The sequence below is a fragment of the Actinosynnema sp. NPDC059335 genome, assembly GCF_042752395.1.
In the GTDB taxonomy this organism is placed as follows: domain Bacteria; phylum Actinomycetota; class Actinomycetes; order Mycobacteriales; family Pseudonocardiaceae; genus Actinosynnema.
Map to the genome: position 1 here is coordinate 1 of NZ_JBHYXZ010000073.1, position 23309 is coordinate 23309.

19 protein-coding genes and 1 riboswitch are annotated in these 23309 nt (G+C 71.6%); of the genes, 4 read left to right on the forward strand and 15 right to left on the reverse strand.

Translation table 11 applies throughout. From position 1 onward, the window contains the following. Positions 1-309: 309 nt before the first annotated feature. The 7 genes from ACFXGA_RS22510 to metG form a co-directional block, all read right to left on the reverse strand. Complete coding sequence (locus ACFXGA_RS22510; protein ID WP_378090788.1) at positions 310-1116, reverse strand: MetQ/NlpA family ABC transporter substrate-binding protein; 807 nt, start codon at positions 1114-1116, stop codon at positions 310-312. 56 nt (positions 1117-1172) lie between these two features. After that, positions 1173-1856 (reverse strand): methionine ABC transporter permease, encoded by a 684-nt coding sequence (locus ACFXGA_RS22515; RefSeq protein WP_378090789.1) that lies wholly within the window; start codon positions 1854-1856, stop codon positions 1173-1175. Then, positions 1853-2863, reverse strand: coding sequence for a methionine ABC transporter ATP-binding protein (locus ACFXGA_RS22520; RefSeq protein ID WP_378090790.1), 1011 nt, complete (start codon positions 2861-2863; stop codon positions 1853-1855). The genes ACFXGA_RS22515 and ACFXGA_RS22520 overlap by 4 nt, the downstream gene beginning before the upstream one ends. A 203-nt stretch (positions 2864-3066) precedes the next feature. Next, positions 3067-3159, reverse strand: a riboswitch (SAM riboswitch). Positions 3160-3245: 86 nt separating this feature from the next. After that, positions 3246-4124, reverse strand: coding sequence for a 16S rRNA (adenine(1518)-N(6)/adenine(1519)-N(6))-dimethyltransferase RsmA (gene rsmA / locus ACFXGA_RS22525; protein WP_378090791.1), 879 nt, complete (start codon positions 4122-4124; stop codon positions 3246-3248). A 10-nt stretch (positions 4125-4134) separates the two neighbouring features. Continuing rightward, positions 4135-5568, reverse strand: a complete 1434-nt coding sequence (locus ACFXGA_RS22530) for a transglycosylase family protein (protein WP_378090792.1) — start codon at positions 5566-5568, stop codon at positions 4135-4137. Between the two features lie 277 nt (positions 5569-5845). Next, positions 5846-6682 carry a TatD family hydrolase gene (locus ACFXGA_RS22535; RefSeq protein ID WP_378090793.1) on the reverse strand — a complete coding sequence of 279 codons (837 nt, stop codon included), beginning with the start codon at positions 6680-6682 and terminating at the stop codon, positions 5846-5848. Positions 6683-6752: 70 nt separating this feature from the next. Further along, positions 6753-8543 carry a methionine--tRNA ligase gene (metG, locus tag ACFXGA_RS22540; protein WP_378090794.1) on the reverse strand — a complete coding sequence of 597 codons (1791 nt, stop codon included), beginning with the start codon at positions 8541-8543 and terminating at the stop codon, positions 6753-6755. A 103-nt stretch (positions 8544-8646) separates the two neighbouring features. On the opposite strand from metG, the gene ACFXGA_RS22545 reads away from it, so the two are divergent. Both ACFXGA_RS22545 and ACFXGA_RS22550 read left to right on the forward strand, forming a co-directional pair. Beyond that, the gene (locus ACFXGA_RS22545) at positions 8647-8913 is read left to right on the forward strand and encodes a type II toxin-antitoxin system Phd/YefM family antitoxin (RefSeq protein ID WP_378090795.1); all 267 of its coding nucleotides are present in this window, start codon (positions 8647-8649) and stop codon (positions 8911-8913) included. Further along, entirely contained in the window at positions 8901-9314 is a 414-nt protein-coding gene (locus tag ACFXGA_RS22550) for a PIN domain-containing protein (RefSeq protein WP_378090796.1), read from the forward strand. The genes ACFXGA_RS22545 and ACFXGA_RS22550 overlap by 13 nt, the downstream gene beginning before the upstream one ends. On the opposite strand, the gene rsmI is transcribed toward ACFXGA_RS22550, so the two are convergent. Continuing rightward, complete coding sequence (rsmI, locus tag ACFXGA_RS22555; RefSeq protein WP_378090797.1) at positions 9301-10146, reverse strand: 16S rRNA (cytidine(1402)-2'-O)-methyltransferase; 846 nt, start codon at positions 10144-10146, stop codon at positions 9301-9303. The genes ACFXGA_RS22550 and rsmI overlap by 14 nt on opposite strands. Before the next feature lie 24 nt (positions 10147-10170). Here rsmI and ACFXGA_RS22560 point away from each other — a divergent pair, with 24 nt between their 5' ends. Next, the gene (locus ACFXGA_RS22560; RefSeq protein WP_378090798.1) at positions 10171-11742 is read left to right on the forward strand and encodes a dolichyl-phosphate-mannose--protein mannosyltransferase; all 1572 of its coding nucleotides are present in this window, start codon (positions 10171-10173) and stop codon (positions 11740-11742) included. Here ACFXGA_RS22560 and ACFXGA_RS22565 read toward each other — a convergent pair. Both ACFXGA_RS22565 and ACFXGA_RS22570 read right to left on the reverse strand, forming a co-directional pair. Beyond that, positions 11693-13084, reverse strand: coding sequence for a hypothetical protein (locus ACFXGA_RS22565; protein WP_378090799.1), 1392 nt, complete (start codon positions 13082-13084; stop codon positions 11693-11695). The genes ACFXGA_RS22560 and ACFXGA_RS22565 overlap by 50 nt on opposite strands. Before the next feature lie 120 nt (positions 13085-13204). After that, a complete protein-coding gene (locus ACFXGA_RS22570) occupies positions 13205-13663 on the reverse strand; it encodes an Lrp/AsnC family transcriptional regulator (protein ID WP_378090800.1) in 459 nt (152 codons plus the stop codon). 103 nt (positions 13664-13766) lie between these two features. Between ACFXGA_RS22570 and ACFXGA_RS22575 the strand changes: the two genes are divergently transcribed. After that, a complete protein-coding gene (locus tag ACFXGA_RS22575; RefSeq protein WP_378090801.1) occupies positions 13767-14165 on the forward strand; it encodes a DUF2000 domain-containing protein in 399 nt (132 codons plus the stop codon). 51 nt (positions 14166-14216) lie between these two features. Here ACFXGA_RS22575 and ACFXGA_RS22580 read toward each other — a convergent pair whose 3' ends face one another. The 5 genes from ACFXGA_RS22580 to ACFXGA_RS22600 all read right to left on the reverse strand — a co-directional run bounded on the left by ACFXGA_RS22580 (position 14217) and on the right by ACFXGA_RS22600 (position 23160). Continuing rightward, positions 14217-16130, reverse strand: a complete 1914-nt coding sequence (locus ACFXGA_RS22580) for a protein kinase (protein WP_378090802.1) — start codon at positions 16128-16130, stop codon at positions 14217-14219. Between the two features lie 268 nt (positions 16131-16398). Beyond that, positions 16399-17715: an alpha-lytic protease prodomain-containing protein gene (locus ACFXGA_RS22585; RefSeq protein WP_378090803.1), complete on the reverse strand. Its 1317-nt coding sequence runs from the start codon at positions 17713-17715 to the stop codon at positions 16399-16401. Between the two features lie 162 nt (positions 17716-17877). Then, positions 17878-20856 carry a UvrD-helicase domain-containing protein gene (locus tag ACFXGA_RS22590; protein WP_378090804.1) on the reverse strand — a complete coding sequence of 993 codons (2979 nt, stop codon included), beginning with the start codon at positions 20854-20856 and terminating at the stop codon, positions 17878-17880. Positions 20857-21048: 192 nt separating this feature from the next. Next, positions 21049-21921, reverse strand: a complete 873-nt coding sequence (locus tag ACFXGA_RS22595) for a DMT family transporter (protein WP_378090805.1) — start codon at positions 21919-21921, stop codon at positions 21049-21051. A gap of 51 nt (positions 21922-21972) precedes the next feature. Further along, positions 21973-23160, reverse strand: a complete 1188-nt coding sequence (locus ACFXGA_RS22600; RefSeq protein ID WP_378090806.1) for a multiprotein-bridging factor 1 family protein — start codon at positions 23158-23160, stop codon at positions 21973-21975. Positions 23161-23309: the final 149 nt, after the last annotated feature.

Below are 23309 nucleotides of genomic sequence, written 5' to 3' on the forward strand. Positions count from 1 at the left end.
CGCTGGAACCGCCCCCTTGACACGTGCGGTAGCCCTCGTGGAGGTCGGCGGGATGACACGAAACCCGACCAACGACGCAACCGCACCGAACCACCGAACCCCGTCATCCTGCTGATCTGCCCGTCCGGCGAGGACGCTTTCGCCCTTCTCCCTCATCCTGAACGTTCAACTCGGGGTACCTGAAGTAGGACACGCACGACGCGAACGTAGGACACACCCGACGCGAACGTAGGACACGCACGACCTGAACGTAGGACTCACGCGACGCGAACGTAGGACTCACGCGGGTGTGGAGGGACGGCTCTCGGGTCAGACGGGGAGGACCGAGCCCGCGAAGGTCTCCTTGATGTAGTCCTTGACCTGCTGCGACTGCAGCAGCGCGAGCAGGTCCTTGATCCGCTGGTCGTCCTTCAGCTCGGCCCGCGTGACGAGCCCGTTCGCGTTCGGGTTGCCCTCGGCCTTCTCCAGCACCAACGCGTCGGACGCGGGCTTGAGGCCGGCGTCGATGGCGTAGTTGCCGTTGACCACGGACGCGTCCGTGTCGTCCAGCGACCGGGGCAGCTGCGCGGCCTCCAGCTCGACGAACTCCAGCCCGCGCGGGTTGTCCTCGACGTCCCGGATGGTCGCCGTCTTCTCCGCGCCCGCCTTGATCTTGATCAGCCCGTTGTCCTGGAGCAGCTTCAGCCCGCGCGCCTCGTTCGTCGCGTCGTTCGCCACCGCCACCTTCGCGCCGTTCGGCAGGTCGGCCAGCGACTTGTGCTTCTTCGAGTACACGCCGAGCGGCTCGAGGTGCACCGGCCCGATCCACTCCAGCGACGCGCCGCTCTCCGCCTTGAACGTGTCCAGGTACGGCACGGTCTGGAAGTAGTTCGCGTCCAGCGACCCGTCCACCAGCGCCGTGTTCGGCTGCACGTAGTCGGTGAACTCGACGACCTCGATCTTCAGGCCCTTCGACTCGGCCAGGTTCTCCGCGACGTACCGCAGCACCTGGGCGTGCGGCACGGGGCTCACGCCGACCTTCAGCGCCGCGTTCGGGTCCGAGGCGGCGCCGGTGTCGCCACTACCGCAGCCCACTGCGGTCAGCAGCACGGCCAGCAGGGCAGCACGAATACGCATTTCATTCCTTATGGGTCAGCAAAACGGGTGAGCAAACCAACCGAAAAACAAGAAACTCAGACGGACGCCGTCCGCCGCCGGTCCACCCCACGCGCCACGCGGTTGGTCAGGAACTGGATCGCGGTCGCGATGACCGCCAGCACGACCACCGTGCTCCACAGGTAGCGGTCGTTGAACCGCTGGTACCCCATGCGCACGGCGAGGTCGCCGAGCCCGCCCCCGCCGACCACCCCGGCCATCGCCGAGTACCCCAGCAGCGCGATCGCGGTCACGCCGACGGCGTTGACCAGCGCGGGCAACGACTCGCGGAGCAGCACGCTGCGCACGATCCGCAGCGTGGACGACCCGGTCGTGACGGCGGCCTCGACCACCGCCACGTGCACCTCGGCCAGCACGTTCTGGACCAGCCTGCCGACGAACGGGATCGCGCCGACGGCCAGCGGCACGATGGCCGCCGTGGGTCCGATGGTGCTGCCGAGCAGCAGCCTGGTCAGCGAGGTGAGCACCACCAGCAGGACCAGGAACGGCATGGAGCGGCCCAGGTCCACGACGAACCCGAGCACTTTGTGGAGCACCGGCCGGGGCTTCAGCCCACCGGGAGCGGTGAGCTGGAGCCAGATGCCGACCGGCGCGCCGAGCAGAACAGCGATCAGGGTGGAGACGACCACCATGTACAACGTCTCGCCGGTGGCGACCAGCACGTCGTCGAACACGGTGGACCAGGGTGTTGCAGACCTCACGCAGCTACTCCCTGCGGACCCGACAGGGTCCGGCGCACGGAGCCGCCCGCTTCCGAGATCCACTCCAGCGCCGAGTCCGCGCGCTCGCCCTTCAGGCCGACGCGGAACCGCGCCACCGGCGTCTCGCCGAGCCGGGTGAGGCCGCCGCCGAGCAGGTTCAGCTCGACGCCGAACCGGCCGGTGGCCTCGGGCAGCAACGCGCCGACCGCGGCGAACCCGACCAGCACGACGTCCGCGACCCGGTCGAACGCGCCCTCCTGCGCCGGGTTCTGGTCCACGGCGGGCAGCAGCGACGCGGCCGTGCGGCTCGTCGCGTCCGACACCAGGTCGAGCACCTTGCCGTGCTCCACCACGCGGCCGTCCTCCAGCACCGCGACGTCGTCGCAGATCCGCCGGACCACGCCCATGTCGTGCGTCACCACGAGCACCGTCACGCCCAGCTCGGCCCGCGCCCGGTCCAGCACGGTGAGCACCGAGCCGGTGGTGTCGGGGTCCAGGGCGGACGTCGGCTCGTCGGCCAGCAGCACCGACGGCGACGCGGCGAGCGCCCGCGCGACCGCGATCCGCTGCCGCTGGCCGCCGGAGAGCTGGTCGGGGTACGAGCCGGCCTTGTCGGTCAGGCCGACCAGGTCCAGCAGCTCGGCCACGCGGGTGCGGCGCTGCGGGCCGGCCACGCCCGCGGCCTCCAGCGGCAGCGCGACGTTGCCCGCCGCGGTGCGCTGGCGCAGCAGCGAATCCCCTTGCGGCACCACGCCGATCTGCCGCCGGGCGGCGCGCAGGGCGGTGCCGTCGAGGGACACGAGGTCGGTGCCGTCGACCCGGATCGCGCCGCTGTCGGGGCGCTCCAGGAGCGCGACGCAGCGGGCCAGCGTCGACTTGCCCGCGCCGCTGGGTCCGACGACGCCGAGGACGGTGCCCGCGGCGACGTCCAGGTTCACGCCGTCCAGCGCGCGAACCTGGCCGGTACTCCCGGGGAAGGTCTTGGTGAGGTTCTCGACAGTGATCACGTTTTCGCTCCACGACTGCATGCGGCGGCGCACGGCTCGGGGCGTGCGCGACCGGCGGCTCAGCTCAGAAGGTGTCCTGAAGAAGGACGCGAGGATTCGAAGGCGCCTAGGTGCTCAGCGGCAGCTGCGACAGCCCGAGGACGTGCGGCGGCCGTGGTCGACGACCCGACGTCGGGTGAGCATTCGCATCCTGGGCACGTGATCCTCCATCGATCCTGGCTGAAGCACCTGCCCCCATGGGGGGGTGGTTGCTGCGGCGTCGTGGAGCCAGGTCTCTCGGCCGCTCGGGATGGCACCACGAGTAGACCCGACGAGGACCGGCTGACGCAAGCCCGAAACAGGATCGTCCGGCAAATCACACTTTCGGCCGAAAGATCATCGACTAGCTATGGGACGCGGCTTCGGCTATCCGGATGAAGTCGCTGACGTCCAATTGTTCGCCGCGCACCGCCGGGTCCACCCCGGCGGCGACGAGCAGCCGCTCCGCCTCGGCCGCCGAACCGGCCCACCCGGACAGCGCGCCGCGCAGCATCTTGCGCCGCTGGGCGAAGGCCGCGTCCACCAACGCGAACAGCCGCTTCGGGTCCACGGCGGACCGCGGCGCGCGGCGGTCGAACGCGACCAGCGCCGAGTCCACGTTGGGCACGGGCCAGAAGACCGAGCGCGGCACCGCGCCCGCGCGGCGGGCGTCGGCGTACCAGGCGAGCTTCACGCTGGGCACGCCGTAGACCTTGCTGCCCGGCGGGGCGGCCATCCGGTCGGCCACCTCCGACTGCACCATCACCAGGCCGGTGCGCAGCGACGGCAGCACGGCCAGCAGGTGCAGCACCACGGGCACGGCCACGTTGTAGGGCAGGTTCGCCACCAGGGCCGTCGGCTCCACCGGCAACCGGTCCGCGGTGACCCGCATCGCGTCCTCGTGCACCACCGACAGCCGGTCGGCCAGGCCGGGGGCGCGTTCCGCGACGGTCACCGGCAGCCGCTCCGCCAGCACCCCGTCGATCTCCACGGCCACCAGCGCGCGGCAGGAGGGCAGCAGCGCCAGCGTCAGCGAGCCGAGGCCGGGCCCGACCTCCAGCACCACGTCGTCGGGGCGCAGGTCGGCCGCCGCCACGATGCGCCGCACCGTGTTCGGGTCGTGCACGAAGTTCTGCCCCAGCTTCTTGGTGGGGCGCACGTCCAGCTCGGCGGCCAGCCGACGGACGTCGGCCGGGCCGAGGAGGTGGCTCCCCGGCCCGGCCGACGTCGGGTCCTCAGTCACCCGTGCATTCTTACGGCAGGCCCAGCTTCTGCTGGCAGTGGGGCCACGCCGAGTAGCCGCCGCGCGCGTCGCGCAGCTTGGTGGCCACCGCGATCTGCTGCTCGCGGGTCGCCTGGTGCGGGTACGCGGCGTACTGGCTGCCGCCGTAGGCGTCCCAGGTGCCCTTGTTGAACTGCAGGCCGCCGTAGTAGCCGTTGCCGGTGTTGATGGCCCAGTTGCCGGTCGCCTCGCAGTAGGCCAGCCGGTCCCAGATCTCGCCGTCGGGCGGGAGCTTGGTGCCGACCTTGACCTTCTTCGGCTTCGGCTCCTTGGTGACCTTCGCGCCCAGCTTCTCGCGGCCGACCTCGGCCCCGTTCTTCACCGTGACGCGGTAGGTGACGATCTGCTCGCCGGCCTCGCCCGGGTCCAGGACCTCCTTCTGGCCCTTCATCAACGTGTCGTCCTTGACCTCCTCGACGGGCGGCTGGATGGCCTCCGTCGCGTTGATCACGGACACGCCGGTGCGGGTGATGTGCACCTCGGCGCCGTTGGTGATGCGCAGGTCCGCGGCGGTCTCGAGCCTGTCCTCGGGGCCGAGGGTCAGGTTCTCGGCCTTCATCAGCTCGTCCACGGTCACGGCCGTCGTGCGCAGCTGCCGGGGCTCGTTGCCGCCGTCGTAGAGCGTGATCGTCTTGAGGCTCTTGACCTCGAGCGAGAGGCCGTCGAGGGGGACGTCCATGTTGCGGTCGTGGGAGAGCCACGCGCCCTCGTCCTCGATCCGCAGCTGCTCCAGCGCCTCGTCCACGGTCACGGACCGGACCCAGCCCTCGCGCTGCTCGCCGTCGACCGTCGCCTTCACCAGGCGGCCGCGGTCCAGCGAGATCTTCCCGCCGTCGCCGACCTTCGCCTGGGGGGACGGGGAGAGCGCGTCGTGCTCGCCGATCGTGATGCCCTCGTCGGCCAGGATCTCGCCGACGGTGGACTCGTAGGTGCGGACGGTCTTGGCCTCGCCGTCGATGTCGACCGTGACGGACTTGTCCATCGCGATCGCGGTGGCGCCGCCGCCGGAGATGGTCACCAGCACGGTGGCGACCGCGGCCTTCAGGAAGCGCCGCTTCCACTTCCCGGCGGCCTCGACCAGGGCGGCCGGCGGGGCGCTCGGCCGCTCGGCGGCCAGACCGCCCGCGACCCGGTCCTGGGAGACCTCGTCGGGGAGGATGATCGGGGGGAGGAGCGTGGTCTCGGCGTTGATGAGCCGGATCAGCTCGTCGACGTCGACGTTCGCGTTCGCCAGCAGCTCGTCGGCGTCCGGCCCGAGCACTTCGAGGACGTCGTCCGGGGTGATGGTGAACACCGCGGTGTCCCACTCGGACGGCGGCCCCGGTCTGTCCAGGACGCCGACCCCGGTCACGGGTGTCGGCTGCACGGGGGTGAACCAGTCGGTGTCCTCGTTGAACGAGTTCACGGGTTGCCATACCTCCTGAAGGCGCGAAGTCCGGCCGCACGCACGGTCGTGTCGGTGGTCAGCTGGTGATCTCCGGCATCTCCTGCGCTCGTCGGCTTCTCGCTTCTGGTGTCAACGTGACCCGCCCCGACTGCGGGTGCGCCCCGGAGTGCGACTCGGGGCACGGTCACGGGACCGTAACGGGTGCGCGGGGGTTGTGCCAACACCCCGACAACCCTTGTGAGTTCAGTCACTCCGTTAGGGGAGCAAGTCCGTCCGCCATTTGTCGTAAGGAGCACTACGACTCCACCCGGTCACCAAGATCGAAGACACGTTCGGCGTTCCGGGTGATCTTGGTGGCCAGCTCCCCCGGGTCGATCTCACGCAACGTCGCCAGGTCGCGCAGGGTGTAGTTGGCGCAATAGGGCTCGTTCGGGCGACCTCGGTACGGGTGGGGCGTGAGGAACGGCGCGTCGGTCTCCACCAACAGGTGCTCGTCGGGCGCCCACCGCGCGGCCTCCCGCAGCGCGTGGGCGTTGCGGAACGTCGCCGTGCCGGCGAAGGACAGCACGAACCCCCGCTCCACGCACGCGCGCGCGAAGGAGAGGTCGCCGGAGAAGCAGTGGAAGACCACTGTGGACGGCGCGCCCTCGGCGTCGAGCACCGCCAGGATGTCGTCGTGCGCGTCCCGGTCGTGGATCATCAGCGGCTTGCCGACCCGCTTGGCGAGGTCGATGTGCCACCGGAACGCCTCGTGCTGGGCGGATTTTGGCGCGTAGTCCCAGTAGTAGTCCAAACCGGTCTCGCCGATCGCGACGACCCGCGGCAGCGCGGCGAGCCGTTCCAGCTCCGCGCGCTCCGCCTCGCCGAACACCGACGTGCGGGTGGGGTGCAGGGCGACGGCGGCGAACACCCGGTCGTCCCACGTGGCGGCTTCGGCGGCCCAGCGGGCGGCGTCGAGGTCGTCGGCGACGGTGATCACGCGGTCCACGCCCGCCTGGACGGCCCGGTCGACCACCTCGCGGACCTGCTCGGGCGTCTTCGCGCCGCACGCGTCCAGGTGGGTGTGGGCGTCGACCACCGGCGCCGGCAGCGCCTCCGGCACCGGTGGCCGTTCGCCGCGGCGCTTGGTCACGTCCGCCGCCGCGTCGCGCGCGTCACCGGACGGGTCGCCCGACGCGTCACCCGACGGGTCGCCGGCCGCGTCACCGGACGATCGGGGCCCACTCGGGCCCGGTCTCGCCCAGCTCGGGGTCGAGCTTCGCGAACAGCGGCGCGGGCTTGGCCAGCGGGCGGCCCACCTCGATCGGGGTGGACGCCCACGTCGCCTGCTCGGCCGCGTAGTCGCCGGTGAGCACCGGGTAGTGGCGGTCCGGCACGTCCAGGTCGGCCACGTCGGTCAGCTCCGGCTGGGCCGCCCACACGCCCGTGCCGCCCAGCGCCTCGTGCACCTTCTGCGCCGAGTGCGGCAGGAACGGCGTCAGCAGGGCGTTGGCGTCCTGCACGACCTGCAACGCGGTGTGCAGCACGGTGTCGCGGCGCTCCGGGTCGTCCTTGAGCTTCCACGGCTCCTGGTCGGACAGGTAGCGGTTGGCCGCGCCGACGACCTTCATCGCCTCGGTGGACGCCTGCTTGAACCGGGAGCGGCGCAGGTGCCCGCCGACCACGTCGAACGCGGCGCGCGACAGCGCCAGCAACTCGTGGTCGGCCTGCGTGGGGCTGGTCGGCCTCGGCACCGCGCCGACGTTCTTGTGCGCCATCGAGATCGACCGGTTGACCAGGTTGCCCCACTCGTTGGCCAGCTCGAAGTTGGTCCGCCGGACGAACTCCTCCCAGGTGAAGTCGGTGTCCTGGTTCTCGGGGCCGGCCACGGAGATGAAGTAGCGCAGCGCGTCCGGGCCGAACTCCTTGAGGAAGTCGGTCACGTAGATGACCGTGCCGCGGGAGGTGGAGAACTTCGAGCCGCTCATGGTCAGGAACTCGGAGCTGACCACCTCGGTGGGCAGGTTCAGCGTGCCGAACGCGCCCGGCTCGCCGCCCTTCGCGCCCTGGCCGTTCTGGCCGAGCAGCAGGGAGGGCCAGATCAGCGAGTGGAAGACGATGTTGTCCTTGCCCATGAAGTAGTAGCCCTGGGCGTCGCCGGTCCAGAACTCCCGCCAGGCGTCGTCGTCCCCGGAGCGCCGGGCCCACTCCACGGACGCGCTGAGGTAGCCGATCACGGCGTCGAACCACACGTAGAACCGCTTCATCGGCTGGTCGCGCCACCCGTCGAGCGGGATCGGGATGCCCCAGTCCAGGTCGCGGGTGATGGCGCGGGGGCGCAGGTCGCCGAGCAGGTTCTGGCTGAACTTGAGCACGTTCGGCCGCCACTCGGTGCGGGTCTGGAGCCAGCCGCCGAGGGCGTCGATGAACTGCGGGAGGTCGAGGAACAGGTGCTCGGTCTCGACGAACTTCGGCGTCTCGCCGTTGATCCGGCTGCGCGGGTTCTTCAGGTCGACGGGGTCGAGCTGGTTGCCGCAGTTGTCGCACTGGTCGCCGCGCGCGCCGTCGTAGCCGCAGATCGGGCAGGTGCCCTCGATGTAGCGGTCGGGCAGGGTGCGGCCGGTGGAGGGGCTGATCGCGCCCATCTCCGTCTTCGGGACGACGTAGCCGTTGCGCCAGAGGGCGAGGAACAGCTCCTGCACCACCCGGTAGTGGTTGCCGGTGGTCGTGCGGGTGAACAGGTCGTAGGACAGGCCGAGGCCGTGCAGGTCGTTGGCGATGACGCGGTGGTACTTGTCCACGAGCTCGCGCGTGGACAGCCCCTCCTTCTCCGCCTGCACCGAGATCGGCGTGCCGTGCTCGTCCGAGCCGGAGACCATCAGCACCCGGTTGCCCGACATGCGCATGTAGCGGGAGAACACGTCGGAGGGGACACCGAAACCGGAGACGTGACCGATGTGGCGGGGGCCGTTGGCGTAGGGCCACGCCACCGCGGTCAGCACGGAGGCACTCATGGTCCAAGCCTACGGAGGTCCTTCCAGCGCTTTTCCGCGGGTCGGGACACCGAGGCACCGACGCCTCGCTGTTCTGACCTTCTGATTCTGATAGTATGAACACATGAAGGAAATGACGGCGTCCGAAGCGTCGCGCAACTTCTCCGCCGTGCTGGACGAAGCCGAGCACGGCGAGACGATCGTGGTGACCCGCAACGGCCGCCGCGTCGCCTTGATCACGCCCGCCCCCAGGGCGAACGGTCGGGCGCTGCACGAGGTCTTCCGCCGCTGGCACGGTCGTGAGGGACTGGACGAGCGGTTCGCGGCCGACGTGACCGCGGCTCGCGAAGTGGTCTCGGGCGACCTGGACTCGGACCCGTGGCACGACTGATCCTCGACACCGGTGTGCTGGTCGCCGGCGCCCGCGGGGTCCTCGACCCGGCGGCCATCTCCGACGAGGACGACGTGGCGCTGCCCGCCGTCGCGCTGGCCGGATACCTGACCGGCCTGCTGCTCGACGGCGACCAGGCGCGGAGCGCCGCGCAACGCGCGTTCCTGGACGACGTGCTGACGACGGTGCCGGTCGAGGACTACACACCCGCGGTCGCGGAGCACCACGCGGCGCTCTTGGCGCACCTCAGGCGTTCCGGTTCGCCGCGCGGCGCGCATGACCTGATCATCGCCGCCATTGCGCGGGCGACCCACCGGACGTTGGTGACCACCGACGAACGTGCCCGGTTCGGCGAGCTGCCCGGTGTCGAGGTCCGGCTCGTGCAGGTCAGGAGCCGCTGATCACGGCGTCGTACAGGGCCTTCTTGCTCACCCCCGCCGCCTCGGCGACCTCGGCCGCCGCCGTCTTGGTCCGTTCGCCGGCGGCCACGCGTTGGCGCACCTCGGCGACCAGCGCCTCCATCGGCGGGGCCTCGCGGGCCTCGGCGGGCGCCAGCACGACGGTGATCTCGCCGCGCACCCCCGCCGCGGCCCAGTCGGCCAGCTCACCGAGGCCGCCGCGCCGGACCTCCTCGTAGGTCTTGGTCAGCTCCCGGCACACGGCGGCCCGCCGGTCGGGGCCCAGCACCCGCGCGGCGTCGGCCAGGGTGTCCGCCAGCCGATGGGGTGATTCGAAGAAGACGCAGGTCCGGGGCTCGTCCAGGAGGCCCGCGAACCACCGCTGCCGCTCGCCCGGCTTGCGCGGCGGGAAGCCGTCGAAGCAGAAGCGGTCCGACGGCAGGCCCGACACGGCCAGCGCCGTGGTCACCGCGGACGGGCCGGGCAGGCACGTGACCACGATGTCCTCCGCCACGCACGCCGCCACCAGCCGGTAACCGGGGTCCGACACGCTCGGCATGCCCGCGTCGGTCACCAGCAGCACCGTGCGGCCGTCCCGCAGCGCCTCCAGCAGGCCGGGCAGCCGGGCCGCCTCGACCTGGTCGTAGAAGCTCACGACCCGTCCGGCCGGCGTCACGTCGAGCGCCGCCGCCAGCGACCGCAGCCGCCGGGTGTCCTCGGCCGCGATCACCTCGGCCGTGGCCAGTGCGTCGACCAGCCGCGGCGAGGCGTCCCGGACGTCGCCGAGCGGAGTAGCGGCCAGCACCAAACGGCCTGATCCAGATACAGGTCTCACGCCTCTCACCCTACGATCGGCCCCGTGAGCCTGATCGCACCGCAGTCCGCAGACGACGTGGTCGAGGCCGGCGAGGTCCCGCCGGCGAGCCCGCCACCGGGCAACGACCGCGAACAGCGGGCCCGCCAGCTCGAACCCGGCCCCATGAGCGACGCCCTGAGGGGCTGGCTGGTCACGTTGACCGTGGCCCTGATCGGCGGTGTGGTCCGGTTCTGGAACCTCGGGTTCCCGACCGACAAGGGCACCCCGGTCTTCGACGAGAAGCACTACGTGCCGCAGGGCGCGCAGGTGCTGCGCAACGGCGGGTACGAGGACAACCCGGGCTACGAGCTGATCGTGCACCCGCCGCTGGGCAAGCAGCTCATCGCGATCGGCGAGTGGCTGTTCGGCTACGACGGCGTGGGCTGGCGGTTCGCCTCGGCGCTCGCGGGCACGCTGACGATCCTGCTGGTGGTGCGGATCGCCCGGCGGCTGACCCGGTCGGACCTGATCGCGGCGATCGCGGGCGTGCTGCTCATCGCCGACGGCATGAGCCACGTGCAGTCGCGGATGGGGATGCTGGACGGCTTCCTCACGTTCTTCGTGGTGGCCGCGTTCGCGTGCCTGGTGGCGGACCGGGACCAGGTGCGGTCGCGGCTGGCCGTGGCGGTGCGCGAGGGCTGGGCGACGCACTCGCCGTTCGGCCCGTGGCTGGGTTTCCGCTGGTGGCGGTTCGCGGGCGGGATCTCGCTGGGCCTCGCGTGCGGCGTGAAGTGGTCCGGCGTCTGGTACATCGCGTTCTACGGCGTGCTGTCGGTGGTGTGGAGCGCGCTGGCCCGGCGTGCGGCGGGCGTGGAGCGGCCGTGGCTGGGCTCGTTCGCCAAGGACCTGCTGCCGTCGCTGTTCGCGCTGCTCGTCGTGCCGATCCTGACCTACCTGGCGACGTGGTGGGCGTGGTTCGGGTCGGAGACGGCCATCGACCGGCACATCGCGGGCACCAAGATCCCCGAGGACGGCTGGATCCCGGCGCCGCTGCGGGCGCTCTGGTACTACAGCGGCAACGTGCTGGACTTCCACACCAAGCTCGTCACGTCGGACACGAACCGGCACCCGTGGGAGTCGAAGCCGTGGACGTGGCCGATGGGCCTGCGGCCGATGCTCTACTACTTCGAGGGCTCGGTGCAGGGCTGCGGCGCGGCGAGCTGCGTGGGCGCGATCATGCTGATCGGCACGCCCGCGATGTGGTGGCTCGCGTTCCCGGTGCTGGCCTGGGCGCTGTGGCAGTCGATCTCCCGGCTGGACTGGCGGTACGCGGCCGTGCTGGTCGGGTACGGCGCGGGCTACCTGCCGTGGTTCATCAACATCGACCGGCAGATGTACTACTTCTACGCCATGCCGATGGCCCCGTTCCTGGTGCTGGGCATCGCGCTCGCGCTCGGCGAGGTGCTGGGCAAGCGGACCGACGGCAAGGAGCGCCGGGGCACCGGCCTGCTCGCCGTGGCCCTGTACGTCGGGCTGGTGGTGGCCAACTTCGTGTGGCTGTGGCCGATCCTCAACGGCATACCGATCACTCCGGAGATCTGGGACGCCCAGAAGTGGCTTCCGTCCTGGAACTGACCTCCGGGCCGTCCTGCGAGGACGGGGCGGTGGACACGAGGGCCGGAGGAACGTCCACGGGCGGCGCGAACGCTTCCTCCGGCCGGATCCGCGGCGGCGCGGCGGCCCACGGCTTGAGGTTCTGCACCACGTCCTCGTAGAAACCCGTGACGGCGGTCAGCACGGAATCGATGAACGAATTCCGGCCGGTGCCGCGCTTGCCGCCCATCGGGACCGAGTTGGCGACGCGGAACCCGCGGATCTCTTTCGCCGGGTCCACCACCAGGACCGCCGGGTCGTCCTTCACGGCCTTCAACAACTCCGACGCGCCCGGCCCGCGCGCGTGCAACGCGAAAGCCTCCAGCCGAATTCCGTCGGGCGCGTTCTTCAACTGCCTGAGGAGCCAGTTGACCCGGGTCGTGGGACGGCCTTCCCGGGGGGCGTCCAGGTCGATGTGGCAGGACACGCGCCCGGCTCGCAGGTCCGCCGTCACGTGCAGCGTGCCGACCGTGCCGGGAATGGCGATCCCCGCGGTCAACCGCCCTTCGGCGACGAGTTGACCGACCTGCCTGGCGACCCGCGTCCGCGGCTCGGCCAACTCCTTGCGGGTCAGCGCCGGGGTGACGTCCGTGCCCAGCCTGCGGCCGAGTTGGAGGCACGCGAACCGCACCAGCGCGTCGAAGCGCAACGCGATCTCGGGCGCGCTCTCGTCGGTCGTGCGCAGGGTCCCCGCCTGCACGGCCTCCCTCAGCGGAACCCAGGCCGGACCCATGTCCTCGAAGGCCATCGCGCCTGATCGCGGGTGCTCCAGGTACCGGATCAGCTCACCGAGGATCCACGCCTGATCGGCGTCCGCGACGCCGCGGTGCTCCTTCTGCACCACGGCCTGGCACAGCACCTCCGTCCACGACCAGTGGTGCAGCGCGACCTTCTTGAGCTTGCGCCGGTCGACCGCCGTGGGGTGCCCGCCGGGTAACGGGGGGATTTCGTTGGAAATCGTGATCACCGCGTCGAAACCGCGGTCGCGCGCGACGTCCAGGTAGTTCTCGAGCTGCTCGGCCCGCAATTCGTTCGCGCCGGTCTTCACCTCGACGAGCGCGGTCCACGAACGCTGTCCGCGCACCACGCGGATCAGCCCGTCGGGGACCACCTTGCGGTCCCCGAGCTGGAACGGCACCTCGATGAACGTCTGCACGGCGGCGGCCGGCGCGCCCAGGGGTTGGGTCAGCGCGCGCCCGAATTCCCGCACCGCGGACATCACCGCGAGCAGTGCGGAAGTCGCCCGTCGTTCCTGCTCATCGGCACCGTTGATCCCGGAGGTGGGGATCAACCGTGCGGTGTGCCAGCTCTCCTCGGACGACACGAGCCACCTCGCTGACTGTTCCGCTCGGACGGATCACCGTCTGGTTCGGGGTGGGCGGTGCGTCCGTTACCGGGACGTCGCCCGTTCACCCGTTCGCCCCAGCCGGGCCGCGTCCCCGGGTCAGCGCGGCAGTTCGGTGAGCACCGGGTTGCGGATGCTCTCGTAGATCACCGAGCTGCGGAAGCTGATCACCTCGCGCCGCTCGCTCAGCCGGTCGATGAGGAACGCGTGCAGGTGCTCCAGGTCGGGCACGGCGACGTGGATGAGGAAGTCGTCGTCGCCCGCCACCACGTACATCGCGGTCACCTCCGGCAGCGCGCCGATCGACGCCTTGAAGTGGGCGATCACGGCCCGGCTCATGGGGCGCAGGCGGGCGGCGACGAACGCCTGCACCGGGCGGTTGAGGGCGGACAGGTCCACGTCCGCGTGGTAGCCCTTGATCACCCCGCGCTCGCGCAGCGCCCGCACGCGCTCCAGGCACGTCGACGGCGCGACGCCGAGCCGCCGGGCCAGCTCCCGGTTGGTCAGCCGCGCATCCAGCTGCAGGTTCGCGATGATCGCCGAATCAAGTTCGTCCACGTCCCGATGATCGCAGAGCCGGGCGAACGAAGTTCGGCGGCGCTGGATCCACGCCGTGTGATGCGCGAGTGTGACGGCATCCGACCGAACGAATGGAACCTCCGTGCTGCCCACGCGACTCGCCCTGGTCCTCCGTGACGACCTGCCGCCCAACCTCGCCGCCAACGCCGCCGTGAACCTGGGCCTCACCCTCGGCTCCCGCCTGCCCGACCTGCTCGGCGAGGACGCCGAGGACGCCGACGGCGGCGTCCACCCCGGGCTCAACACCCACCCGGTGCCGGTGCTGACCGCGTCCGCCGACGTCCTGCGCGCCCTGCACCGCGCCGCCGGGGACGACGTGCTCCGGATCGGCTTCACCGAGGTCGCCCGCCGGTCCCGCAGCTACCCCGAGTACGTCGAGGCGCTCGCGCGGACGACCGACCCCGAGTTCGTCGCGGTCGCCCTGTACGGGCCGCGCACCGACGTCAACCGGCTGACCCGCAGGCTGCCGCTGATGGCCTGAGGGCGACGGCGGCGGACCGGCCGCCGCCGTCGGGCTCCCGCCGGACGCGGCTCAGCGCACCGGCCGGGTCGGCGGCTCCGGCCGGTCGATCATCCTCGTGACCGGGCCCTCCTTGCTCAGCCCGGCCTGCGACAGCCACGTGCTCAGCTCGGACCGGATGGCCGTCAGGGACGGCCGCCTGGCCGGGTCGGAGTCGAGGGCGCTGGTCAGCAGCCGGTGGTGCGCGCTGTGCTGGGGCAGCTTCACGCACGGCTCGCCCTGCGCGGCCGCCATCAGCGACGAGATCGGGTTCTCCCGGGTGCCGCGCGGCGGGTGGCCGGTGAGCGCGTAGCTGACCGTCGCGGCCAGCTGCCAGGCGTCCGACGCGGGGCTCGCCGCCTCGCCGCGGGCGGTCTCCGGGGCGAGGAAGTCCGGCGTGCCGACCATCATCCCGGTGGCGGTGAGCGTGCTGTCGCCCTTCGACCGGGCGATGCCGAAGTCGATCAGGTGCGCGGTGCCGTGGGTGTCCACGATGACGTTGGACGGCTTCACGTCCCGGTGCAGCACGCCCTGCTCGTGGGCGGCGGCCAGCGCGTCGGCCATGTTCACCCAGAGCCGGGCGGCGAGCGTGTCGGCCAGCAGGCCGTTGTTGAGCACGACGTCCGACAGCGGTTGGCCGTCGATGTACTCCATGACGATGGCCAGGCCGTCCGGGTCCTGCACGATGTCGAACACGCGCACGCAGTTCGGGTGCCGCACGGCGGCCAGCGCGCGGGCTTCGCGCAGCATGCGCTGCTCGGTGTCGTTGTCCGGCGCGTGCGCGAGCTTGACCGCGACCGTGCGCGCCAACTGCTCGTCCACCGCGAGCCACACCGTGCCGAACCCGCCCCGGCCGAGCTGGCGGATCCGCCGGAACCGGCCGCCGGCCGGGTTCCACACCTTGCCCGAGTCGGGCGTCGGCGTGGGCGCGCTGCCCGTGCCGCCGCTCCCCGGGCCGAACGGCAGCGGTCCGGGCGTGTCGGCGAGCTGCGCGGGCTTCACCGGCTCCGGCGGCACGTCGGCGACCCGCGTGGGCGGGTAGTGCCGCTGGGGCGGCGTCGGCCGGTAGGGCGGCAGCGGCGCCGGCTGGTACGGCGGGATCTTCGCGGGCTGGTACGGCGGCGGCTTCTCCACCTGGTACGGCGGTGGCTTCGGCGTCTGCTGGTGCTGCCCCTGGGCGGGCTGCGGGGTCGGCACGGGTTGGCTCGGGGGTTGTCGGGGTGGCTGCGGCGGCGTTCTCGACACCGCGGGTTGCGGGCTCGGGTTCCCGCGATCGCGACCGGGGCGGTTCAGCATGGCGGTAGTCAACCCGAAAACCCGCACCACGAGGGAGCCCAGCAGCGCGATCGGGAAGAACCCGAGCAGCAGGTGCCCCACCAGCGCGACCGGCATGGCCGACGTCGACAGCAGCAGGACCAGGAACGGCGGCCAGAACACCCGGCGCGGCCAGTTCGGGCCGAGCCGGAACGCCGAGCCCGCCTGGAGCATCACGAACAGCAGGCACAGCAGCGCCAGCAGGGCCGTGGCGCCCGCCACGACGACGTCCACGACCCCGGTCCGGCCGGTGATCGCGCTGACGAACGAGCCGCGGCCCAGCAGGTACTCGTACTGGGTGAACACCCCGCAGGGGGCCTGGTCCAGCGACTCCGTGCCGGCCAGCGCCCGACCGCGCAGCAGCTTGAAGGTGGCGGTGAACGCCATCCACGGCAGCACCAGCGTGCTCGCCACGCCCAGCACGGCGAAGATCGCGCCGGTGACCGGGCCGTAGGAGTTGCCGACCACGCGCCGGACGGTGATCGAGAGCAGCGCGGCGACCGTGGGCAGCACGCCGATCAGGGCGCCGAACGCGGTGACGGTCCAGGCCCAGTCGCCCGGGCAGAGGGGCACGGCGGTCCAGCCGTGCAGCCACGCCAGCAGGGACTCGGCCAGCTCCACGACCCGCACCACCCCTTCTCGTCGCCTCTCAGGGTACGGGTGCGGGCCACGCCGACAGCGCCCTCCGGTCAACGTCGCGCCGATCGGCCCGGGTGGCGGCGCCGGCCCGGCCGGCCCGACCGGCGGCCGTCACGGCTGGTCGCGGAGGTGGTGCGACCGGGGGACGCCGACCGCGGCCCTCCCCGCCCGCCGCGCGTGATCGTTTGCTCGCGCACAGCCACCGGCCCGGAAGAGGGCCCGGCCCACGGGGGTGGGCCGGGCCCCGCGCGTGCGCTCGCCGCTAGCTCACGCGCTCCCACAAGGCGGGCACCGCCGGCGGATCCCAGCCCGGTTGGGACGTGTGCCCCTGCAAGCACCGGTACCCGACGCCGTCGTACGTCACGAGGGAGCCGATCGCGTACGCGACGCCTGGCTGCCAGGTGGTCTGGCCCGGGTTCGTGGTGGTCGTCGTGGTCGGCGAGGTGGTGTTCGTCGGCGTGCCGCCACTGACGACCAACTTGAGGCCGTAGACCTGGAGGATCTCGTTGACCGGCTGGAAGTAGGTCGTCCCGCCGGACGTGCAGTTCCCGGAGCCACCGGAGGTGACGCCCTGCGCCTGGTCGCCCGCCAGCCACGAGCCGCCGGAGTCGCCGGGTTCGGCGCAGGCGTTCGTGCGGGTCAGACCGGTGATCGTGCCTTCGGGGTAGGTGACGGAGGCGTTCTTCTGCTGGACCGTGCCGCAGCGCCAGCCCGTGGTGGAGCCGGAGCGGCAGATCGACGCGCCGACCGGCGCCTCGGTCGAGCCCGCCACCGGCACCGTGCCGGGGTAGCGGTTGACCAGCGCCCGGCCGGGGTTGCCGGCGGCCGTGCGGACCCAGGCGTAGTCGTTGCCGGGGAAGCTGGAGCCCGCGAACGTGCCGCTGGGCTGCGTGGTGGTCGCGCCCGTGCGGCCGCAGTGGCCGGCCGTGACGAACCCGCCGTCGACCGCGAACCCGACCGAGCACCGCGAGCCGCTGCCGATGTAGTAGGCGTTGCCGCCGATCACGTCGACCAGCGGGCGCGGGTCCTCGGTGGACGGTTCGACCCGGACGTCCGCGTCACGCAGGCCGCTGGCGCGCGCAAACGCTTTCGCCGCCGGGACGTCGCGGGCCAGCACCACCACGGTGTTGGTCGGCGGGTCGACGTACCAGCCGGGCACCGCCTTCGGCGCGTTGCGGGCGTTGGCGTCGAGCCTGGTCTTGAGCGCGTCCAGCTCGGCCAGGGACCGGGTCACGAGCTTCGCGGTCGCGCCCTCCGCCTCGACCGCCTGGATCTGCGACGCGGCCGTGACGCCGACGACGAGGTCGGTGGCGTCGGCGTTCAGCCACGCGCCCGCGAACCCGGGGCCGAGCCGCGCCTTCAGGGTGGACTCGGTGCGGGCGGCGTCCGCCTCCCGCTGGAGGCGGGCGCGGGCCTGGTCGGGGGTGAGGTGGAGGTCGCGCGCCAAGGCCGCGACCAGACCGCCGTCGGCGGTCCCGGGTGGGGGTGGACCGGCGGTCGCGGTGGTGGTCAGCGCGGCTGCCAGTCCGGCAGCGCTCAGGACCGCCACGGCGAGCGCGGCGACGCTACGTCGAGTCATCCGCTGTCTCCTTGCAGGGGTGGTGACACGGGATGCGGGGCCGTGACCCGACGCTAGCCGGCCGACCGGCGCGGCGGATATGCCAGTCCGGTCATACCGCGACGGTATGGTCCAGTCCACTTCCGATCTTGTTCACCGCGCGGTTGTCCGCGGCGTCGACGATCACAGCAGGCTGAGCTGGGTGCCCTTCCGCTTGCGCCGGGGCTGCGGGTCGCCCCACTGCTCGTACGCCTTCAGCGACGCCAGGAACGGCGACCGCGGTCGCCCGGCCGAGTGGCTCAGGAACAGGTGCCGCTGCGCCCGCGTCATGCCGACGAACAGCAGCCGGCGCTCCTCGTCCACCGCCTCCGGGTCGTCCTCGCCCGGCCACCGCATCGGCAGCACGCCGTCCTCGCACCCGACGATGAACACCACCGGGAACTCCAGGCCCTTCGACGCGTGCAGGGTGAGCAGCGAGATCCGGTCGGCCCGCGGGTCCCAGGTGTCCACCTCCACGCCCAGCGCGAGCGCGGTGTGGAAGCGCTCGAAGTCCGTCCCGCACTCGGCCGCCAACGGCTTCAGCAGCTCGTACGCCGTGTGGTCCTCGCCCGCCACGGCGCGGACGCGCTCCAGCACCGTCCCGCCGGCGGCGTACGCGACGTCGTGCGCGATCCGGGCCACGCCGGGCCGGTCCGCCAACCGGTCGTGCGACCGCTTCTGGAACGGCAGACCGGACTGCGTCAACGCCTCCACGAGCGCCCGCGACTGCCGGTCCGTCCGGTACAGCACGGCGAAGTCGGAGAACCCCAGCCCCTGCGTGCCGTCGCCGACCACGCGCCCGCTGTCGAGCGCGTGGAACGACGCGCCGCCCAGCACCTGCTCGATCGTGCGCGCCACGAACGCCGCCTCCGCCGCCTCCGACGACGCGTGGTGCACGCCGATCGGCGCGGACCCGTGGTCCGCCATCGGCCGCAGCTCCCGGCCGGGCACGAGGGACGACGGCGCGATCACCTCCAGCGCGCCCGTCACCACCGCCGACGACGACCGGTAGTTCCTGGTCAGGTGCACGGTCCGGGCGCCGGGGAAGTCCTCTCGGAACCGCAGGAAGAACCCGACGTCCGCGCCGCGGAACCGGTAGATCGCCTGGTCCGGGTCGCCGATCGCGGTCAGGTTGCCGTCCGGCGGCACGAGCAGCCGCAGCAGCCGGTACTGCTGCTCGTCCACGTCCTGGTACTCGTCCACGGACACCCACCGCCACCGGTCGCGGTAGGCGGCGACGAGGTCCGGCGACCCCTCCAGCAACGCCAGCGGCAGCGTGACCAGGTCGTCGAAGTCCACCAGGTCCTGCGCCCGCAACGCCTTCTTGTACCGGTCGTCCCCGGCCGCGACGAGGTCCCGCGCCTCCTTCTCGTCCGCGACGACGGTCGAGGCCACCGCCACCTGCCGGTCCGGGTCCGCGACGCCGAAGGACGGCGACAGCCCGAACACCGCGCCGTGCTCGCGCAGGAGCAGCACGCCGAGCGAGTGGAACGTCGCGATGGTCAACCCGTCCACGGCGTCGGGCGCGAGCGCGGCGAGCCGTTCCGCCATCTCCTCCGCCGCGCGCCGGGTGAACGTGATGGCCAGGCACTGCGACGGCGGCACGCCGCGGGACGTCACCAGGTCCGCGATCCGGTGCGTCAGCGTGCGCGTCTTGCCCGTGCCCGGTCCGGCGATGATCAGCAGCGGCCCGCCGGCCACCTCGGCCGCCGCCCGCTGCTCGGGGTCGAGGCCGTCCAGCAGCGACGTGCCGCGGTGCTCCGCCGGCGCGGCCACCGGGTCCGCGACGGGGGCGACCGCCGGGGCGGGGCGCGGCCGTTCCACAGTGGACGGGGCCGGGGCCGCGTAGTCGAAGAGCGCGAACGCCGACCGCCGCCGTTCCAGCTCGCCCGGCTCGAACACCCGGATCACGCCGTACTCGCCGTCGTACCCCGGGTCGCGCACCACCTCGCCGCGCCGCAGCCGCCCCACCGCCTCGCCCAGCAACGGCGAGTGCGCGGCGATGTCGTCCACCGGGACGTCCTGCAGGATCACCAGCTCGGGCCCGAGCGCCGCGGTCAGCTTGTCGATCTCGGTCAGCACCTTCTTGCTCTTCGGCCCGGTGCCGACGATCTCGCTCACGATCTCCGGCAGCGGCACCAGGCTGGTGAACCCGGCCGCGCCGGCGGGCCGGGCGCCGTGCGGCCGATCGGCCAGCTCCTCGACCCGGCTGAGCACCCCGACCGTCAACGGCTTGCCGCACCCGGGGCAGATCCCCTTGTGCGCCAACGTCTCCTCGGGCTCCATCCGCACGCCGCACTTGCGGTGCCCGTCGACGTGGTACTTGCCCTCCTCGGGGAAGAACTCCAGCGTGCCGGCGAACCCGTCGCCGGTCTCCAGCGCCGACCGGACCGAGTAGTAGTCCAACTCCGTGTCGAACACGGTCGCCTCGCGGCCCAGCACGGGCGGCGAGTGCGCGTCCGAGTTGCTGACCAGCCGGTACCGGTCGAGCCCGGACACCCGCCAGTTCATGTCCGGGTCGGACGACAGCCCGGTCTCGATCGCGAAGACGTGCGGCGCGAGGTCGGCGTAGCAGTCCTCGATCGCGTCGAACCCGGACTTCGACCCGAGCACCGCGAACCACGGCGTCCAGACGTGCGCGGGCACGAGGTAGCCGCCGCACTCCAGCGTGATCTCCAGCAGGTCGCGCGAGTCGAGCCCGAGGATCGGCCGCCCGTCCGAGCCGAGGTTGCCGATCTTCGCGAGCCGGGCGTTGAACCGCGCCGCCGACGCCAGGTCCGGCACGTACACGAGGTGGTGCACCTTGCGCGTGCGGTCGCCGCGCTTGTAGATCGTGGAGATCTCCACCGACAGCATGAACCGCACCGGCGCGCCGGCCAGGGACGGCGGCAGCGTGCGGTCGATGTCGCGATCGAGGTCGTCCCGCAGCCGGTACAGCCCCGGCGACGCCTCCACCAGGGTGGACGTCAGGTGGTCGTACCAGGCGGGGTGGGTGAAGTCGCCGGTGCCGACCAGCGAGATCCCCTTGCGCCGGGCCCACCAGGTGAGGTGTTCGAGGTCGCAGTCCCGACTGCACGCCCGCGAGTACTTGGAGTGGATGTGGAGATCGGCCACAAAGCGCACCGGCCAGATCGTAGTGACTGATCCACTGCCCTGCGCCACCACCTCGCCCGCTCAGGCCGCCACCCGCATCCGGTGCGCCTGCCGCAGGATGCGCTGCAACGCCGCCCGCTTGCCGGGGTGCAGTTCTCGACGGGGACGCGAGGCGGAGTCGTCGGGAGAGCGACGCCGCAAGCTTGCATCATGCTTCCGGATCTACCCGCCGACCTCTGCCCTACCCGCTGCCAGCACCGACCCCACAATGATGGCAGCCAGTCCAACCACCGTAGACCATCGCACCCGCTCATCGAGCAACAACCACCCGAGCACGACTGTTACGCCCGGCGACAGGTAGAACGCCAAGGTCGCCTTGCTCGGCCCGGCTCGTGCGATCAGGCCGTAGAACACGGTGAGCGTCAGCGCCGTGAACACCACGCCCAATGCCACCAGGGCAATCGCGCTACTCACCGACGGCACATCCTCCGGAAACAGCAATACAGCCGGAATGGCGGTTGCCGCGCCGGTCACCAGCATGGCCGAAGTGGCGATGCCCAGCGGTTGGGCAAAACCAAGCTTGCGATGGATCAGGATGGAACCGGCGGCGTAACACGAGGCAGCCGCGGTGACCAGGATTCCACCAAACAGCAGGTGTGCACTTCCGCCGATGTCCACCCCGAACAGCAGTGCGATGCCGGCGAAGCCCACGACGAGCCCGAGGGTTCCTCCGACACCCTCCGGCTTCTCATCTGGCGCAAACCAGGCGGCAAGGGCTGCCACGAAAAGCGGCTGCGCTCCGATGAGAATCCCCGTAAGACCGGCAGACAGCCATTGCTGCCCGTAGGTCAGGAGCAACAAGGGTGCAGTGGACTGCACGAGGACGGTTAGGAGCACCCACCACGGGTGCTTCAACAGCGGCGTCAAAACGTCGCGCCGGACGGCCAGTGGTACTAGAAACAGCACGGCGAGGAAGGCCCTCCCGAACACCACAACCACCGGCGGAAACCCACGCAGCGCGACCGCGATTACGAGATAGGCCGCACCCCACAGGAAGGACAGTGCCCCGAGCAGGAGCCAGTTCCTCCTGTTCATTACCCGGCGCTTCCGGTGCGCTCTTCATTCCCAGTCGACACGGAGCCGATGCTACGGGGCGGCTTCCAGCAAAGCCCGTACAGCGCCGAGGTGCCGGTAGGGCTTGAGCTGGGGCAGCAGCTCGCGTACCCGGCGTTGGTTGCGGCCGGAGACGGTTTGGACGGCCAGCTCCCACGCTTCGAGGGCAGCGGTGGCGGCAGCCTCCGGTTCGACGGCTGACGTCTGACCGTTGCGCGACAGCATCAGGCGAGCGATGGCCAAGTCGATGAGCGTGCCGGAGCGCTCCCGGACGTAGTACAAAGGCAACGCCTGGACCGCTTCCTCCAGGGCAGACACCGCAGCGGCACCATCACCCAGCCGCACGAGGCAGCGGCCCTTCAGCCGCATGATGTGTTCAGCGCCGTTGTAGAAGCCGAGCCACGCCGGTACGTCGGCCTGGTCGACGCCATCGAACAGCCGCTCGGCCTTCGCCAGCGCTGCCGCTCCCGCCCGGTGGTCTCCGGCCAGGGCGTACGCCTCTCCGATGGCTTCCGACAGCCAGGAGTGGACAGCTTGGCTGATGCCGAAGCGCGGGTTCTCAGCCAGGTGCAAGGCAGCGAGCAGTAGGCGCACCGCGTCCGGCCCTCGACCCGCGTGCAGGTGGATGTAGCTCATGATCCCCAGCACGTAGGCGTGCAGCTGGGGATCCTCGCCTTCCTGCGCACTGGACAAGGCCAGCGAGGCGTAGCGCCGCGCTGCGCCGTAGTCCTGGTGGTCGATGGCCAGCCAGGCTGCAAGCTGCGCCGTGTCGCCGAGCACCAAGGCGAACCGTTTGTAGTGGGCTGAGGGCACGTTGTCGGCCAAGGCCATCAGGCGGTTGAGCTGCGAGACGGTCTGTTCGTACACCGCTGATGAACCGGTTTGGTAGTCGATCTGGCGGTAGGCGCTGGTCAGAGTCTCGTACTGCGTCAGCAGCTCGGCACCGAGCACCCGCGGTGCGGGTACCACGACTGCGGGTGGGTTTGCCTGTTGCTTCGCCGCAACGCTTCCCACCTCCTCGCGCAGCAGCTGGTCCACCTCGCCCATCGTGATCTTCAGCAGCCGGGCGAGCTTCGGCCGCTGGTACGGCAGTGGCTCACGTGCTCCCTGCTCCCAGCGCGCCACCGTGGAACGGTCGACGTGCATGGCCTCCGCGAAGGACTCCTGGGTGAAGCCAGCAGCCTTCCGGGCGCGGATGAAGCCGCTGCGTCGTGCTGCCATCGGGTGGCCTCCAGGCATTTGTCAGCCGGATCGTCGGGCGAACATTCCCGCTGGTCAAGCGTAGCGGTGACGCACGCCGGCCACGTTCGGGCGATGCCCGCGCCTCGTGGCGGCGCTGTTCGGCCGCCCTGCCGGGATTCCACTCTTGG

What these genes read in the sequence shown, in the direction of transcription:
- ACFXGA_RS22510 (WP_378090788.1), bottom strand. Translation starts at nt 1,116, where the DNA reads ATGCGTATTCGTGCTGCCCTGCTGGCCGTGCTGCTGACCGCAGTGGGC.
- metG (WP_378090794.1), bottom strand. Translation starts at nt 8,543, where the DNA reads ATGAGTGCCTCCGTGCTGACCGCGGTGGCGTGGCCCTACGCCAACGGC.
- ACFXGA_RS22545 (WP_378090795.1), top strand. Translation starts at nt 8,647, where the DNA reads ATGAAGGAAATGACGGCGTCCGAAGCGTCGCGCAACTTCTCCGCCGTG.
- ACFXGA_RS22585 (WP_378090803.1), bottom strand. Translation starts at nt 17,715, where the DNA reads ATGACTCGACGTAGCGTCGCCGCGCTCGCCGTGGCGGTCCTGAGCGCT.
- ACFXGA_RS22595 (WP_378090805.1), bottom strand. Translation starts at nt 21,921, where the DNA reads ATGAACAGGAGGAACTGGCTCCTGCTCGGGGCACTGTCCTTCCTGTGG.
- ACFXGA_RS22600 (WP_378090806.1), bottom strand. Translation starts at nt 23,160, where the DNA reads ATGGCAGCACGACGCAGCGGCTTCATCCGCGCCCGGAAGGCTGCTGGC.